The following is a 14,982-nucleotide window of genomic DNA, read 5'->3' as shown; positions in this document are numbered from 1 at the left end:
TCCCGTGCTGCGCTGGCGCACCTGCGTGGTGACCGGGGCCGGCGGCGGCGCCGGCCGCGAGGTGGCCGTGCGTCTCGGGCGGGTCGGCGCCGGTGTGCTGTGCGTCGACCCCGACCCCGCGGCGGCCGAGCGGACGGCGGCCGAGGTGCGGCGCTCCCGTGTCGCCGCGTGGTCGTGGCAGGCCGACCCGGGCGACCCCGGCGACCGGCGGCTGCTCGCGGCGCGGGTCGAGGATCTCGGCGGGGCGCACGCGCTGGTCCTGACCGGCGGCGACCCCGAGGCGAGCGCCGACCTGGCCCGTCACCTCGGCTGCGGCACCGCCGTGAGCTGCTCCGACCCGGCGCGGGTGGTCGCGTGCGTCGAAGGCGCGGGAGCGGGCGTCGCAGTGCGAGTCACCGCTGCCGGGCCTCCGGACCCGGACCGGGCTGGCAGTGCGGACACCAGTAGGTGATGCGGTTCGCGCGGTCGTTCGCCACCTCGTCGACCCGGCGCACCGGGCCCTTGCAGCGGCGGCACCCGCCGGTGACCCGGCCGTAGATCCAGTGGCTCTGGCCAGGGCGGCCCAGGCCGGTGGTGGCCTGGTAGGCGCCCGGCACGGTGGCGGAGTGGTGCAGCATCGTGGCCGCCCGCTCGACGAGGCGCTCGAGGTCGACGTCCCCGGCCGGCGTCCAAGGTGAGACCCCGGCGAGGAAGCAGAGCTCGTTGGCCCACAGGTTGCCCAGCCCGGCCATCTTGGTCTGGTCGAGCAGCGCGCTGACGATCGGCACGGAGGGCTCGGACCGCAGTCGCCGCACCGCCTCGGGGGCATCCCAGTCCGACCGCAGGGGGTCGGGGCCGAGATGCCCTACGACGCGGTGCTCCTGATCGGTGGGTACGAGCTCGAGCTGGTGCATCCGCAGCCCCCACGCCGACCCGCCGGTCGTCTCGATCACCACGCGCACCATGCGCTGCAGGTGCGGCGGTAGCCGCTTGCCGGGGCGCGTGGTCTTCCACTCACCGTCCATGAGCAGATGGCTGTGCAAGGTGGCGTTGCCCGAGAATCGGGTCAGCAGGTGCTTGCCGTGGGTGTCGACCGCCACCACGCTGCGGCCGGAGAGATCCCGGGTGGCCAACTGCGGCACCCGGAAGTCCGAGCGCACGACCTCACGGCCCGCGATCACCTTCTCCAGCGAGCGCGCCACCTTCCACACGCTGTCTCCCTCGGGCACTCCCCGACCCTAGCCAGCACACCCACCACCCACCCGGCGCGAGTTTTCAGGTGACCCGGCGCGAGTTTTCAGGTGACCCGGCGCGAGTTTTCAGGTGACCCGGCGCGAGTTTTCAGGTGACCCGGCGCAGGGTCGTCGAACGACGGTCAGGACCGTCGGCGGTCGCGCTTCGGGAAGGGCTGGGCGCCGAGGCCGATCGAGAAGGCCTCGGCCCGCGACATCGGCGGGGTGCGTCGGCTCTCGGCGGCGGCCCAGGAGCGCAGGGCCCGGCCGAGGCGGTGGTGGGGTGCGGCGTGGTGTGTCATCTGGGCTCCCATCTCCTGGGTACACCGATCGGTGCACTCTCCTGGGGTCGAAGGTACACAGACCGGTGCACCTGGGTCAACACCGATCGGTGTACTACCGTGGAGGGCATGACTGCCGCCACCACCGACGCCCCCCGTTCTCGGAGCGACGAGGCCCTCGCCGAGCCGGGCACGGTGCGCGAGCGCATCCTCTCCGCGGCCGAGCGGTGCTTCTACCGCCAGGGCATCACGGCCACCGGGGTCGACGGTCTGGCCGAGGAGGCGGCGGTCTCCAAGCGCACCCTCTACAACCATTTCGGCTCCAAGGAGGGGCTGGTGTCGGCCTACCTCGCCGCGCGCGAGGAGCGGTGGCAGCGACGACTGGCCGAGCTGCTCGAGGAGGCCGGCGAGGATCCGCTGGAGCGCGTCCTTGCGTACGCACGGGGCTACGCCCGGCTGCCTGCCCAGCAGGACGGCGTCGACTTCCGCGGCTGTGCGCTCGTCAATGCCGCGGCCGAGCTGGCCGACGGCGACGACCCCGTGCTCGTCACCGTGCAGCAGTCGCTGGTCAACGTGCAGCGCGGCGTGCGGCAGATCCTGCTCGACGCCGGGCTCGGCGACCCCCTGGCTCGGCGCCTGGCCGGGCAGGTGCTCATCGTGCTCGAGGGGGCGGTAGCCGTCGGTGGTATCCACCGCGACCGGGCGCGTGCGCTCGAGGCCCTCGACCTCCTGCGCGACCTGCTCGGCCCGCACCTCTCCCGCTGAGTCGCCACGTGCTCAGGTCGACGGCGTGAGCACGCGGCCGTCGTCGACCTCGCGGGAGGCCACGGCCTCTCGCCATACGACCGGCCGCGGCACGCGTCGTACCCCCCGCGACAGCGTCGGCACGAGCGCGGTGACGGCGCAGAGCAGGCCGGCGGCCAGCATGGCGCCCTGCCCGCCCAGCAGCGCGAGCAGCGTTCCGGCGGTGACGGGCGCGAGTGGCAGCGAGCACATCGCCACGAACTGGGTGGAGGACTGCACCCGCCCGACCAGCTCGTCGGGAGTGACTGTGAGCCGGTAGCTGGTCATCCCGGCGTTGCCGGCGGGGTTGAGCACCGAGACCAGGCCGAGGCCGAGCGCGACGACCAGCGGGTGGCCCCACCAGGCCATGGGCAGTGCGAGCGGTAGCGGGCTCCACGCGACCGCGATGGTCAGCCAGCCGGTGGGCAGGCGCTCGATCAGCCACGGGGCCACGATCGCGCCGAGCACGCCCGCGACTCCCGCGGCGGTCTCGACGAGACCGAGGTGCAGCGGGTCGACGCCGTCGGCGACGAGCCGCAGCACGGCCACCGTGAACAGGGCGTTCATCGACAGGTTGGCGAGAAAGGCCCATCCGGCGAGGGTGCGGAAGAGGGGGTGTGCGGCGACGTAGCCCAATCCTGTGCGCAGCTCGCGTCGGATCGAGGCGCGCGGCTCCCCGGTGGACTCGGGGCGCAGGTCGGCCCGCAGGCGCCCCAGGAGCAGCCAGGAGACCGCATAGCTCACGGCGTCCGCCGCGAAGGGGAGCCAGCGGGCCAGCCCGTAGAGCGCGCCGCCCAGCGGCCCGCCGACGATGGACGCCGCGTACTGGCGCCCGGCGTTCAGGCTCAGCGCCGCGGGCAGCTGATCGCGCTCGACGACCCGCCGCACGGCGACGGTCTCGGTCGGCATGAAGATGCCTGCGGCGACCCCGCCGGCCAGCGCCACGACCAGCAGGTGCGTCAGCGTGAGGTGACCCCACCAGGCGGCCAGGCCGAGGCTCGCGTAGCCGAGCGCGCCCAGGGCGGAGGCCGAGCGCATGAGCAGCCGGCCGTCGACGCGATCGGAGAGGACGCCGGCCGGCAGCAAGCTCGCGACCAGGCCGAGCAGGTGGGCCGCGCCGACGCAGCCGGCGAGGAACGTCGAGCCGGTGAGGGCGTAGGTGACGAGCGGGAAGACGAACGAGCTCACGTGCGTGCCGAGCTCGCTGAGGGTCTGGCCGACCCAGAGGAGGCGGAAGTCGTGGTGACGGCGGAGGGGAGCCGCGGCGGTGGTCATATCGCGACCATAGATGCGCAACACACAGTGCGCAAGTAAGCGTGCGCAATAAAACGTGCGAAGTTCTGGCCGAGAGTCGAGCGACCGGCTCGATACGGTGTGCACGTGTCCCGACCCGTCGATGTCACCGTGCTGCGCGCGATCGCCCACCCGGTGCGCAACCGCGTGCTGACCGAGCTCCGGGCGACCGGCCCGATGCGGGCCGCCGACGTCGCCTCGGCCCTCGACATCCCGGCCAACCAGGCCAGCTTCCACCTGCGTCAGCTCGCCAAGTACGGCCTGGTCGAGGAGGCCCCCGAGCTGGCCCGCGACGGCCGTGACCGGGTCTGGCGGGCCGACGCCGACGGCTTGGAGGTCAACGGCAAGGCGCTGGCCGGCCAACCCGGCGGCCGCGAGGCCGTGCAGGTCTACATGAGCACCGCGGCGGCCGAGGCGCACGGGTACGTCGACGCGGCCTACGCCGTGCCCCGCGACGACGAGGCCCACCGCTCGACCATCGTGACCGCCGTCCGCCTCACGCAGGAGGAGGCCCGGGAGCTCACCGACCAGCTCAGCACCCTCTTCGACCAGTGGGTCGCCCGCACCCAGGGCACCGGCGACGGGGCGTCGGACGAGCGCCGCACCTACCTGGCGCACGTCATGCTCATGCCGCACCCGGCCCCGCAGGCGGCCGAGCGGGGCGAGGCCTGATGCCCGCCCGCCTGCGCCGGGCGGCGCCGTCCGAGGTCGAGGCCGCGCTCGAGGCGGTGCACGGCGGCGCCGCCGAGCGCGCCGACCTGCGTCTCCTGGTCAAGCACTTCCTGGCGATCCTCGAGGAGCGTGCGCCGGGGCACTCCGTGGAGGTGCGAGTACCGCCCTACGCGGCGGTGCAGTGCATCGCCGGCGTCCGGCACACGCGCGGCACCCCGCCTGCGGTGATCGAGACGGACGCCGTCACGTGGATCGCCCTCGCCGCCGGCGACCTCACCTGGTCCGACGCCCTGACCGCCCATCGGGTCGCGGCCTCGGGGGAGCGCACGGACCTCACGCCGTACCTGCCCCTGTGAGGCACGAGGGGTCGCGAATCGCTGCTCCAGGGGTCAAGTATTGCGAGCGCCTCGACCCCTCGAGGCGCGATTTGCGACCCCTCGAGGGACGATTTGCGACCCCTCGCGGGTTAGGTTGCGGCCATGAGTGACCTGCGTGCCCGTGTCCAGTCCGTGCTGCCCGGCATCCGGAAGGATCTCGAGGACCTAGTGCGCATCGAGTCCGTCAGTGCCGACCCGGCGCGGGCGGGGGAGGTGCGGCGCAGTGCCGAGGCGGTCAGGGCGCTCTTCGACGCCGAGGGCTTCCGCACCGCGATCGTCAGCGCGGACGGCGGGGCGCCGGCCGTGATCGCGCACAAGGTGGGTCCGCCGGGGGCGCCGACGGTGCTGCTCTACGCCCACCACGACGTGCAGCCCGAGAACGACCACGCCGACTGGGACTCCGCGCCCTTCGAGCCCACCGAGCGCGACTCGCCGACCGGACGCCGCCTCTTCGCACGGGGCGCGGCCGACGACAAGGCCGGCATCGCGGCACACCTCGGTGCGCTGCGGGTCTTCGGCGACGACCTGCCGGTCACGGTCACGATGTTCATCGAGGGCGAGGAGGAGGTCGGCTCCGAGACCCTGCCGGCGCTGCTCGCCGAGCACCGCGACCGGCTCTCGGCCGACGTCATCGTCATCGCCGACTCCGGCAACTGGGACATCGGCGTCCCTGCCCTCACCACCAGCCTGCGCGGTCTGGTGCGCATGGATGTCGAGGTGCGGACGCTCACCCACGCCGTGCACTCCGGCATGTGGGGCGGGCTGGTGCCCGACGCGCTGATGACCCTGAGCCGTCTCATCGCGACCCTGCACGACGACGCCGGCGACGTCGCCGTCGACGGCCTGGAGGCGACCCCGGCCGCCGAGGTCGAGTACCCCGAGGAGCGGCTGCGCGCGGAGTCCGGTGCGACGCCCGACGTGCAGTGGATCGGCACCGGCAGCTCGGTCGAGCGGCTGTGGACCAAGCCGGCGCTGTCGATCACCGGCCTCGACGCCCCCAAGGTCGACGGCGCCAGCAACACCCTCGTGCCCGCCGCCCGCTGCCGGATCTCGATGCGCATCGCCCCGGGTGACACGACCGCGAACGCCGTCGCGTGCCTTCAGCGCCACCTCGAGCGGCACGTGCCGTGGGGCGCCACGCTCTCGACCACGGTGGTCGACACGGGGGAGGCCACCGCGATCGACGCGACCGGTCCGGCGTACGACGCCGCTCGCGCGGCCTTCGCCGAGGCCTGGGACGGCACCGAACCGGTCGACATGGGCGTGGGCGGGTCGATCCCGTTCATCGCGGAGTTCCTCGACGCATTCCCGCAGGCCAGCGTCTTGGTGACCGGCGTGGAGGATCCCGACACCCGCGCCCACGGCGCCAACGAGGGCCTGCACCTGGCCGAGTTCGAGCGGGTCGTACTGGCCGAGACGCTGCTGTTGCGCAACCTCGGCGCCCGGGGCTGAACCGGGCGCGGCCGAGGAGGAGGACGTGGGGCCCGAGACGCTCGACCTCATCGACCGGCACCGTCGCGAGCGTGCCGCGGCGCTCGCCGACCGCCTGGTCGAGCTGATCGACGCCGGCAACCCGGGCTACCGCGAGATGGGCGTCGTCCCGCGCGATGACCTCTGGCGCTCGTGCCACGACAACATCGAGCGGGTGTTCGCGTTGCTGCTCGAGCAGCAGGTCGACGCCACCTCGACCACCGATCCGGCGTTCGAGGCGGCCCGCGAGACCGGACGTCGCCGCGCCGAGCAGGGCCTGCCTCTCGACGACGTGCTCCGCTCCTTTCGACTCGGTGGGCGCCTGATCTGGGACGACCTGCTCGCCGCGCCAGCGATGGCCGAGCACCAGGTCGACCTGCTCGAGGTCGGCAGCCGGCTCTGGCAGGTGGTCGATGCGAGCTCGGCCCAGGTCGCCTCGGCCTACCACCGCTTCGAGCGCGAGCGGGCCCGTGTCGATGCCCAGCAGCGCACCGATCTGTGGGAGGGGCTGATGTCGGGGCGGGCCGCCGACCCGGGCTTCGCCCACCGGGCCGCACAGATCCTCGACCTACCCGACGACGGCGACTTCGTGGCGATCGTGGCCGACCAGCTCGACGGCACCTCGGCGCCGGGCCTGCTGCCGGGCGCCTGGCTGCGGCGCGGCCGGGACGTCGTCGGGCTGGTGCTGCTGACGCAGGGTCTGGCCCCGGTACTCCAGGCGCTCCACCGGGTCGGCCAGGGGGCGGTCGGCATCTCGCAGCCGATGGCCGGACTGGCGCACGGCGAGCGGGCCTTCGAGCAGGCGATCCTGGCCTGGCGCACTCTGGCGGGGCGGCCGGGCGTCACGTCCTACGGCGACCGACTCCCCGAGGCGCTGCTGCTGGGCTCGCCGTCGGTGGCCGAGAGCCTCGTGCAGCGCTGGCTGGCGCCGGTGCTGGCGCGGCCGCGGGGCGAGGCGGACGTGCTGGTCGGCACGCTCGAGGCATGGGTGGCCTGCGGCGGATCGGCGGTGGCGACGGCCGCCGTAGCGCACTGTCACCGCAACACCGTCGTCAACCGGGTGCGTCGAGTCGAGGCCCTCACCGGGGAGCGACTGGAGGAGGACCGTCCACCGCTGGAGCTCGAGCTCGCGCTGCGCGCTCACCGGTTGCAGGGCACAGCATCTCGTTGAGACCTGGGAGGTAAAGAGGCGCTCCTTCGGCGCGTTACTGTGCACACTGCACAATGTTGGGCATCCAAATGACGTCATCTGGGTGATGGCGCCCTCGTGTGACGGCTGTCACCGTAGGGGTCTCCCGGGCTGCGCTCCCTCGCTCGGGGGCAGTCGCTTACTCGGAGGACTCCTCATGTCTGTGCAGGCCCAAGCCGTCGACCCCACCCCCGCTGCGGGTCTGAGCCGCCGTTCGTTCGTGGGCTGGGTGCTCGGTGGCGCCACGCTCGTCACCGCCGCCGACCTGACGCTGGGGCGCGGTGTCGCCCGGGCGTCGGTGCCGTCAGGCCCGCAGGTGCCCGAGCTCTACGACCTCGAGGATCTCCAGACCGACGCCGCCCTGCCGACGTCCCAGCTGATCACCGTCACCATGAACGACGACGGCACGGCCTCCTTCGAGCTGCCCCGCATGGAGGTCGGCCAGGGCATCACCACCTCGACGGCGATGATCATCGCCGAGGAACTCGACATCGACCCCGGCCAGGTCAAGGTCGGCCTCGCCCCGGCCCGCCCCGAGCTGATCTTCAACCAGCTCACCGGCGGCTCGAACACCACCGTGTCGACCTACACCCCGATCCGCGTGGCCGCGGCCATCGCGAAGGGCGCACTGCTCGACGCGGCCGCTGCCGAGCTCGGGTACGCCGCCGATCAGCTCACCACCCGCGCCGGGGTCGTGAGCGCCCCCGACGGTTCGTCGCTGACCTACGGCGAACTGGCCTCGAAGGCGGCCTCGCCACGGACCAAGCAGGTCGACGTCGAACTGAAGAAGGCCGGTGACTTCTCGGTCATCGGCACCGCCCGCAACCGCGACGACGCGCTGCTGGCCGTCACCGGTCGCAAGAAGTTCATCCAGGATCTGCACGTCAAGGGGGCGCTGCCGACGATGGTGTGCCGGCCGCCGACACTCAACGGCTCGCCCAAGAAGCTGCGCAACAAGAAGAAGATCCTGCGCATGCCCGGAGTGAAGAACGTCGCGATCGTCGACACCGGGGTGGCGGTGCGCGCCAAGACCTTCGGCCAGTGCATCGACGCGATCCGTGCGATGGACGTCGTGTGGAACCCCGGCAGCGTGGAGGGCGAGTCCGACCGCACCATCATGGCCCGGCTGAAGAAGGCCGAGCTGCCGCTGGCCGTGCCCGACGTGCCGGTGCTCGCCGACCAGGTCGACACCGACTTCGAGTTCATGTTCCGATCCAGCGCCGCGCTCGAGCCCAACGGCGCGATCGCCGACGTCCGCGACGACAGAGCCACCATCTGGGCCGGCCTCAAGGTGCCGATCCTGGCGCAGGAGAACATCGCCAAGGAGCTCGGCATGAGCATCGACCAGGTGACGGTCAACGTCATCACCGGCGGTGGCTCCTTCGGGCACAAGCTGTTCAGCGACCACGCCATCGAGGCCGCGAAGATCAGCAAGAAGATGGGCAAGCCGGTCAAGCTGATGTGGCACCGCGCCGACGAACCGCGCCAGGGTCGGCTGCACCCCATGGCCACCTCGCGCATCCGCGCCACCATGCTCGCCGGCGAGGTGCTCACCTTCGAGCAGCGCAACACCAGCGTGGTCACCGACTTCAGCCACGGCCTCGGCGAGATCATCACCTCGACCATCGACGAGGCCCCCACCGAGGTCGGCAGAACCCTCGGCGGGCTTGGCTTCTCGGAGACGATCTTCACCCTCACCCAAGAGCTGCCCTACGACTTCGGCGTCGTCACCCAGCTGCTCAACGAGACCGACGACCGCTTCAACACCGGCTCGATGCGCAACATCTACTCGCCCGACACCGCGGTGGCCGCCGAGCTCACGATCGACCAGATGGCGGCGAAGATGGGCAAGGATCCGCTCGAGTTCCGACTCGCCTTCCTCAAGGACGACCGCACCAAGGCCGTGCTGGAGAAGGTCGCGAAGGAGGGCAACTGGGGGCGCACCATGCCGAAGGGGATGGCCCAGGGCATCGCGATCCACAAGGAGTACAAGGGCTCCACGGCCTGCCTGGTCGAGATCGACTGCCGACCACGGACCGTCGATCGCGACATCTACCACGCCGTCACGGGACCCCGCGTCACCAAGGCCGTCTTCGCGGTCGACGCCGGCCTGGTCATCAACCCGCGCGGGCTCGAGGCCCAGATGATGGGCGGGTTCTCCGACGGCCTCGCACTGACGCTGACCAGCAGCTGCCACCTGCGCAACGGGCACTTCCTCGAGGCCAGCTGGGACAACTACTTCTACACCCGCCAGTGGAACATCCCGCCCGAGTTCGAGTGCCACATCGTCGACTCCGGCACCGACCAGCCCGGAGGAGCCGGCGAGGCCGGCGTGCCGTCGTCCGCCGCCGCCGTGGCGTGCGCCTACGCCCGGGCGACCGGCACCATGCCGAAGCGGTTCCCGATCAACCACGACGAGCTGTCGTTCAAGCCCAAGAGCTTCGTCCCGCCGGTGCCGCAGAGCCCGCGCGACGGCCTCAAGTACACCTACTGAGCTCGCTGCGGAAGAACCGAGGAGAACAGACATGCCCAAGCAGACTTTCATCGTCAACGGCGAGCGGGTCACCGTGAAGGTGGCCGACAACGTGCGGGTGCTGTGGGTGCTGCGCGACCTGCTCGGCGTGCACGGCCCGAAGTACGGGTGCGGCATCAACGTGTGCAAGGCCTGCACCTCGCACATCAACGGCAAGGCGTTCAACCCGTGCTCGGTGCGGGTGGGAGACCTCGAGCGAGACGACGAGATCACCACCATCGAGGGCCTGCCCGACACCGTCGGCAAGGATCTGCACCCCATGCAGGAGGCCTGGATCGACCGCGACGTCCCGCAGTGCGGCTACTGCCAGCCCGGCCAGATCATGGCTGCCACCGCGCTGGTCAACAAGGTGCACGCCGAGGACCGCGAGATCACCGAGGCCGACCTCGACACCATCCGCAACATCTGCCGGTGCGGCACCTACAACCGCATCCGCGAGGCTGTGAAGCAGGGCGCCTCGAAGATGTGACCGGCCCGGCCAGGGTTCTCAGGTCACGTCGCGAGCGGCAGCGTGACGACGAACGTGCTGCCCTCGCCCAGGGCCGAGGTCACCTGGATCTCGCCGCCGTGGCGCTGCACGATGCGCTGCACGATGGCCAGGCCCAGCCCGGTGCCCGGCTGGGCGGCGGCACCGGGCGCGGTGGACCGGAAGAACGGCTCGAAGAGTTGAGCCTGGTCCTCGCCCGACATGCCGATCCCGCTGTCGGAGACGGCGAGCTCCACGTGTGTGTCGTGCACCGTCACCGACACGCGCACCGTGCCGCCGTCGGGGGTGTACTTGACGGCGTTCGACACCAGGTTCGCGACCATGCGGTCCAGTTCGTCGGCGTCGCCGCATGTGGCAGCGGGATCCTGCGGCAAGCAGAGGTCGAGACGCTGGTGCTTGCGAGAGGCGGCGATGCCGACGAGGTCGGCCGCCTCGCTCACGCACCGTCGTAGGTCGACGGTCCGGGTCGACAGCGGGTGGCCGGGGTTGCCCACCCGGACCAGGAGCAGCAGGTCGTCGCTGACCTTGGTGATCCGGCTCGTGTTGCGCCGGATCGAGTCCAGCGACACCGCGACCTCCGGGTCGATCTCGACCTCGTCGAGGATCTCCAGGTGCGCGGTGATGGCCGCCAGGGGGTTGCCGATCTCGTGGGCGATCGTCGACACGAGGCGGGAGCGGTACTCCTCGAGCTCACGGAGCTCGGCGACGGTCGCGCGCTCGGACTCGAACGCGGTGACGCTGGCGACCAGTCGGCTCAGGTCGTGGCTCGCGTCGACGGCGGCCTCCTGCTCCAGCTGCGACCACGGGCGGGCCGTGGCGGCACGCTGGAGGAAGAAGGCGCCGAGCAGGGTCTCGTTCGTGCCGATGGGCGCGACCAGCATCTCCCCGGTCGTCAGCGAGGCGTTGCCGTAGGCGCGGCCGGCGAAGATGTTGTGCACCGCCTCGCCCGGTAGCACCAGCACGTGGTCCTGCTCACGGGCCTCCGCGGCCAGATGTCCGGCGAGGGTGTGGATGTCGTCGGGGAGGTCGAGGGCGCCGTCCGCCCGACCGCGGCCCGGGATCCAGAACCAGGCGCGATCGGCATCGAAACCCTCGGTGAGCGACGCCCGCACCCGGGTGAGCACCTCGGCGAGTCCCAGGTGGGCGGGCGCCGCTCGGATCGCCCGACGTGCGGACGTCGCCATGCGCAACCGCTCGGCCAGGGCGCGGCGCTCCAGGGCGAGCACCGCGAAGTGGGTGACCTGCTCGGCGTACTCGGCCAGGATCCGTCGCCGCGCGGGGTCGGGCCGCAGGCCGTCGTCGGGCACGTCGATCGACAGCAGCCCGACCAGGTGCCCGTCGTCGGTGCGCAGCGGGGCGTAGAGGGCGTCGAGGGGGTGCCAGGCATCGGGGTGGTCGATCGGCTCGATGTCCGGGATCCAGCCGGACGGCGGGGCGGTGAGGCGCTCGTGGGGGATGAACCGCAGCGGACCCCACTCGTCGGCGAGCTCCAACTCCTCGAGGATGCTGCTGACGGCGAACCGGTCACCGCGTAGCGCGGCGGCGCACTCCGGGCTGCCGGCCACCGAGACGACCTCGATCTCGTCGCCGATGACCAGGCTGATCACCGCCACCTGGAAACCCGCCATGCGAGTGATGCCCCGGGCCAGCAGGTGCAGGCTGTCGTCGTCGGACGGCGCGGCGTGCGACGTCTCGTGCGGGGTGCCGGTCGCGAGGATCGGCCGATCGCGTGCGGTGCTGGTCATGGGGTGTCCGTGCGGGTCGTGGGAGGTGCCGGGGCGCGAAGGCCGCGCGGGCGGCGCAGGCAGCATAGGCCGGGATGGGTGCCGGGAAACAGAGTCGAAGGCATCCTCGGATCGCGGTAGTCGGCCCTGCGCCCGTAGACTCCACCCGTGCCCCTCGAGAGCAACGGCCCACGCCGACGAGGGGGTGATGGGCGACTGACCGCCGCCCTCGACCCCCACGACCAGGGACCTCAGGACGCCTGCGGTGTCTTCGGGGTCTGGGCCCCCGGCGAGGACGTCGCCAAGCTCACCTACTTCGGTCTGTACGCGCTCCAGCACCGCGGCCAGGAGTCGGCCGGCATCGCGGTGAGCAACGGACGTCAGATCGTCGTCTACAACGACATGGGCCTGGTCTCCCAGGTGTTCGACGAGAACACGCTGGCCTCGCTCAAGGGCCACCTGGCCATCGGGCACACCCGCTACTCCACGACGGGCGCCAGCACGTGGCGCAACGCGCAGCCCACGATGCGCCCGACCGCGGACGGCGCCCTGGCGCTGGGCCACAACGGCAACCTCGTCAACACCCCCGAGCTACGCGAGATGGTCGACGCCCTGCCCGGCCCGGACGGCGAGCTCGACCTCGGCCGGCGCACGCGCGAGGAGTCGACCACCGATACCGGGCTGGTCACCGCCCTGATGGCGCACCACCCCGACACGTCGCTGGAGCAGCGTGCGCTCGAGGTGCTCGGCCTGCTACGCGGCGCGTTCTGCTTCGTGTGGATGGACGAGAACACCCTCTACGCGGCGCGCGACCCCCAGGGCATCCGACCTCTGGTGCTGGGTCGTCTGGACCGCGGCTGGGTCGTGGCCAGCGAGGACGCCGCGCTCAAGACCATCGGCGCCAGCGTCGTGCGCGAGGTCGAGCCCGGCGAGATGCTGGTGATCGACGGCGACGGCCTGCGCTCGCACACCTTCGCCGAGCCCGCCCCCAAGGGCTGTGTCTTCGAGTACGTCTACCTCGCCCGCCCCGACGCCACGATCTCCGGGCGCAGCGTGCACCAGGCACGCGTCGAGATGGGCCGCCAGCTGGCGCGGGAGTTCCCGGTCGATGCCGATCTGGTCATGCCGGTGCCCGAGTCCGGCACACCGGCTGCGGCCGGTTATGCCGAGGAGTCCGGCATCCCGTTCGGCCAGGGATTCGTCAAGAACGCCTACGTGGGCCGCACGTTCATCCAGCCCAGCCAGACGCTGCGCCAGCTCGGTCTGCGGCTCAAGCTCAACGCGCTCGAGCACATGGTGCGCGGCAAGCGGCTCGTGGTGGTCGACGACTCCATCGTGCGGGGCAACACCCAGCGCGCCCAGGTGCGGATGCTGCGCGAGGCGGGCGCGCTCGAGGTGCACGTGCGCATCTCCTCGCCGCCGGTGAAGTGGCCGTGCTTCTACGGCATCGACTTCGCCACGCGCGCCGAGCTCGTGGCCAACGGGCTCGAGGTCGACGAGATCGCCGCGAGCGTGGGCGCCGACAGCCTCGGCTACATCTCGCTTGAGGGCATGGTCGCGGCCACCGGGCAGCCCGACGGCGATCTCTGCCATGCCTGTTTTACCGGCGTGTACCCGATCGAGCTGCCCGACGAGTCCCTGCTGGGCAAGCACCTGCTCGAGGCCTCCTTGTCGTCCCCGACGCTGGGCAAGGCGCTGCCCGTGCTCAACAACCCGTGACCCGAGGAGCGGACATGACCGAGCAGCCCGACCAGCCCGGCACCAACGCCTACGCCGAGGCCGGCGTCAGCATCGAGGCCGCTGACAAGGCGATCGAGCTGATGAAGGGCTGGGTCGAGAAGGCCCGCCGCCCGGAGATGATCGGCGGGCTCGGCGGGTTCGCCGGCCTCTTCGACGCCACCGCCCTGACCCGCTACCGCCAGCCGCTGCTGGCGACGTCGACCGACGGCGTCGGCACCAAGGTCGCGATCGCGCAGGCGATGGACACCCACGACACGATCGGGTTCGACCTGGTCGGCATGGTCGTCGACGACCTCGTGGTCTGCGGCGCCGAGCCGCTGTTCATGACCGACTACATCGCCACCGGACGCGTCGTGCCCGAGCGCATCGCGGCGATCGTCAAGGGCATCGCCGAGGCGTGCGTCGAGGCGGGCTGCGCCCTGGTCGGCGGCGAGACCGCCGAGCACCCTGGTCTGCTGGCCCCCGACGAGTACGACGTGGCCGGCGCCACCACCGGCGTCGTCGAGGCCGACGCCCTGCTGGGGCCGGCACGGGTGCGCCCGGGCGACGTCGTACTGGCCATGGGCTCCTCGGGCCTGCACTCCAACGGCTACTCCCTGGTGCGGCACGTGCTGCTCTCGGACGCCGGCGCCGGTTGGTCGCTGGACCGTCACGTCGACGAGCTCGGCGGGGCACTCGGCTCCGCGTTGCTCACCCCGACTCGCATCTACGCCAAGGCGTGCCTCGATCTCGCCCGCAGCACGACGGTGCACGCGATGTCGCATGTCACCGGCGGCGGTCTGGCCGCCAACCTCGAGCGCGTGATGCCGGTCGAGCTCGCCGCGCGCCTCGACCGCGGCACCTGGACCCCTGCTCCCGTCTTCGATCTCGTGCGTCAGGTCGGTTCGGTGTCGCAGGCCGACCTCGAGGCCACCCTCAACTGCGGCGTCGGCATGGTGGCCCTGCTGCCCGCCGACTCCGTCGACGTCGCGGTCGCCACCCTGGGCGGCTACGGCATCGACGCCTGGGTCGCCGGCGAGATCTCCGCGGCCTCCGCCGATGAGGGCGGCTCGGTCTCCCTCCACGGCCAGCACCCCGGCTGGTCGTAGTCGCGGCCGTCCAACCCCACGGGGCACGGCTCGATGCGAGTCGCACGGGGCGGGCCGGCGAACATGACGCGAATCTCGTCGCTGAATCGGTGAGGGGGTGTGCGAGAACCCCCGACCATTGGGTAGCGTTGTCC

The 14,982-nt window shown here is 72.0% G+C and carries 14 protein-coding genes; 10 read left to right on the top strand and 4 right to left on the bottom strand.

The features are described from left to right. The first annotated feature begins 4 nt into the window (after positions 1 to 4). Complete coding sequence (locus ISG29_RS13220) at positions 5 to 451, top strand: SDR family NAD(P)-dependent oxidoreductase (protein WP_194503912.1); 447 nt, start codon at positions 5 to 7, stop codon at positions 449 to 451. On the opposite strand, the gene ISG29_RS21705 is transcribed toward ISG29_RS13220, so the two are convergent. Next, a complete protein-coding gene (locus ISG29_RS21705) occupies positions 393 to 1,208 on the bottom strand; it encodes an Fpg/Nei family DNA glycosylase (protein ID WP_194503911.1) in 816 nt (271 codons plus the stop codon). The two genes, ISG29_RS13220 and ISG29_RS21705, sit on opposite strands and share 59 nt — an antisense overlap. A 146-nt stretch (positions 1,209 to 1,354) precedes the next feature. Continuing rightward, positions 1,355 to 1,513 carry a hypothetical protein gene (locus ISG29_RS13210; RefSeq protein WP_194503910.1) on the bottom strand — a complete coding sequence of 53 codons (159 nt, stop codon included), beginning with the start codon at positions 1,511 to 1,513 and terminating at the stop codon, positions 1,355 to 1,357. 108 nt (positions 1,514 to 1,621) lie between these two features. On the opposite strand from ISG29_RS13210, the gene ISG29_RS13205 reads away from it, so the two are divergent. After that, entirely contained in the window at positions 1,622 to 2,257 is a 636-nt protein-coding gene (locus ISG29_RS13205) for a TetR/AcrR family transcriptional regulator (protein ID WP_194503909.1), read from the top strand. A gap of 12 nt (positions 2,258 to 2,269) precedes the next feature. Here ISG29_RS13205 and ISG29_RS13200 read toward each other — a convergent pair whose 3' ends face one another. Further along, complete coding sequence (locus tag ISG29_RS13200) at positions 2,270 to 3,550, bottom strand: MFS transporter (RefSeq protein ID WP_194503908.1); 1,281 nt, start codon at positions 3,548 to 3,550, stop codon at positions 2,270 to 2,272. Between the two features lie 105 nt (positions 3,551 to 3,655). Here ISG29_RS13200 and ISG29_RS13195 point away from each other — a divergent pair, with 105 nt between their 5' ends. The 6 genes from ISG29_RS13195 (at position 3,656) to ISG29_RS13170 (ending at position 10,278) form a co-directional block, all read left to right on the top strand. Then, entirely contained in the window at positions 3,656 to 4,240 is a 585-nt protein-coding gene (locus ISG29_RS13195) for an ArsR/SmtB family transcription factor (protein ID WP_194503907.1), read from the top strand. Further along, positions 4,240 to 4,596, top strand: coding sequence for a sterol carrier family protein (locus tag ISG29_RS13190; protein ID WP_194503906.1), 357 nt, complete (start codon positions 4,240 to 4,242; stop codon positions 4,594 to 4,596). Before ISG29_RS13195 ends, ISG29_RS13190 begins: the two co-directional genes overlap by 1 nt. A gap of 123 nt (positions 4,597 to 4,719) precedes the next feature. Then, positions 4,720 to 6,069: a dipeptidase gene (locus ISG29_RS13185; RefSeq protein WP_194503905.1), complete on the top strand. Its 1,350-nt coding sequence runs from the start codon at positions 4,720 to 4,722 to the stop codon at positions 6,067 to 6,069. Between the two features lie 25 nt (positions 6,070 to 6,094). Next, on the top strand, positions 6,095 to 7,258 hold the full coding sequence (locus ISG29_RS21700; RefSeq protein ID WP_194503904.1) for a PucR family transcriptional regulator: 1,164 nt from the start codon (positions 6,095 to 6,097) through the stop codon (positions 7,256 to 7,258). Positions 7,259 to 7,433: 175 nt separating this feature from the next. After that, a complete protein-coding gene (locus ISG29_RS13175; protein WP_194503903.1) occupies positions 7,434 to 9,770 on the top strand; it encodes a molybdopterin cofactor-binding domain-containing protein in 2,337 nt (778 codons plus the stop codon). Positions 9,771 to 9,801: 31 nt separating this feature from the next. Next, the gene (locus ISG29_RS13170) at positions 9,802 to 10,278 is read left to right on the top strand and encodes a (2Fe-2S)-binding protein (RefSeq protein ID WP_194503902.1); all 477 of its coding nucleotides are present in this window, start codon (positions 9,802 to 9,804) and stop codon (positions 10,276 to 10,278) included. 23 nt (positions 10,279 to 10,301) lie between these two features. Here the strand turns inward: ISG29_RS13170 and ISG29_RS13165 are convergent, their stop codons facing one another. Further along, the gene (locus tag ISG29_RS13165; RefSeq protein WP_194503901.1) at positions 10,302 to 12,041 is read right to left on the bottom strand and encodes a sensor histidine kinase; all 1,740 of its coding nucleotides are present in this window, start codon (positions 12,039 to 12,041) and stop codon (positions 10,302 to 10,304) included. A 147-nt stretch (positions 12,042 to 12,188) separates the two neighbouring features. Here ISG29_RS13165 and purF point away from each other — a divergent pair, with 147 nt between their 5' ends. Both purF and purM read left to right on the top strand, forming a co-directional pair. Next, a complete protein-coding gene (gene purF / locus ISG29_RS13160; RefSeq protein ID WP_194503900.1) occupies positions 12,189 to 13,739 on the top strand; it encodes an amidophosphoribosyltransferase in 1,551 nt (516 codons plus the stop codon). 14 nt (positions 13,740 to 13,753) lie between these two features. Then, a complete protein-coding gene (purM, locus tag ISG29_RS13155) occupies positions 13,754 to 14,848 on the top strand; it encodes a phosphoribosylformylglycinamidine cyclo-ligase (RefSeq protein WP_194503899.1) in 1,095 nt (364 codons plus the stop codon). Positions 14,849 to 14,982: the final 134 nt, after the last annotated feature.

Origin of the sequence: Nocardioides acrostichi, assembly GCF_015319165.1 — a bacterium.
In the GTDB taxonomy this organism is placed as follows: Bacteria; Actinomycetota; Actinomycetes; order Propionibacteriales; family Nocardioidaceae; genus Nocardioides; species Nocardioides acrostichi.
The sequence above is the reverse complement of the archived record's forward strand: the minus strand, read 5'-3'. Positions and strand labels throughout refer to the sequence as shown.

What these genes read in the sequence shown, in the direction of transcription:
- ISG29_RS13210 (WP_194503910.1), bottom strand. Translation starts at nt 1,513, where the DNA reads ATGACACACCACGCCGCACCCCACCACCGCCTCGGCCGGGCCCTGCGC.
- ISG29_RS13205 (WP_194503909.1), top strand. Translation starts at nt 1,622, where the DNA reads ATGACTGCCGCCACCACCGACGCCCCCCGTTCTCGGAGCGACGAGGCC.
- ISG29_RS13200 (WP_194503908.1), bottom strand. Translation starts at nt 3,550, where the DNA reads ATGACCACCGCCGCGGCTCCCCTCCGCCGTCACCACGACTTCCGCCTC.
- ISG29_RS13190 (WP_194503906.1), top strand. Translation starts at nt 4,240, where the DNA reads ATGCCCGCCCGCCTGCGCCGGGCGGCGCCGTCCGAGGTCGAGGCCGCG.
- ISG29_RS13185 (WP_194503905.1), top strand. Translation starts at nt 4,720, where the DNA reads ATGAGTGACCTGCGTGCCCGTGTCCAGTCCGTGCTGCCCGGCATCCGG.
- ISG29_RS13175 (WP_194503903.1), top strand. Translation starts at nt 7,434, where the DNA reads ATGTCTGTGCAGGCCCAAGCCGTCGACCCCACCCCCGCTGCGGGTCTG.
- ISG29_RS13170 (WP_194503902.1), top strand. Translation starts at nt 9,802, where the DNA reads ATGCCCAAGCAGACTTTCATCGTCAACGGCGAGCGGGTCACCGTGAAG.
- ISG29_RS13165 (WP_194503901.1), bottom strand. Translation starts at nt 12,041, where the DNA reads ATGACCAGCACCGCACGCGATCGGCCGATCCTCGCGACCGGCACCCCG.
- purM (WP_194503899.1), top strand. Translation starts at nt 13,754, where the DNA reads ATGACCGAGCAGCCCGACCAGCCCGGCACCAACGCCTACGCCGAGGCC.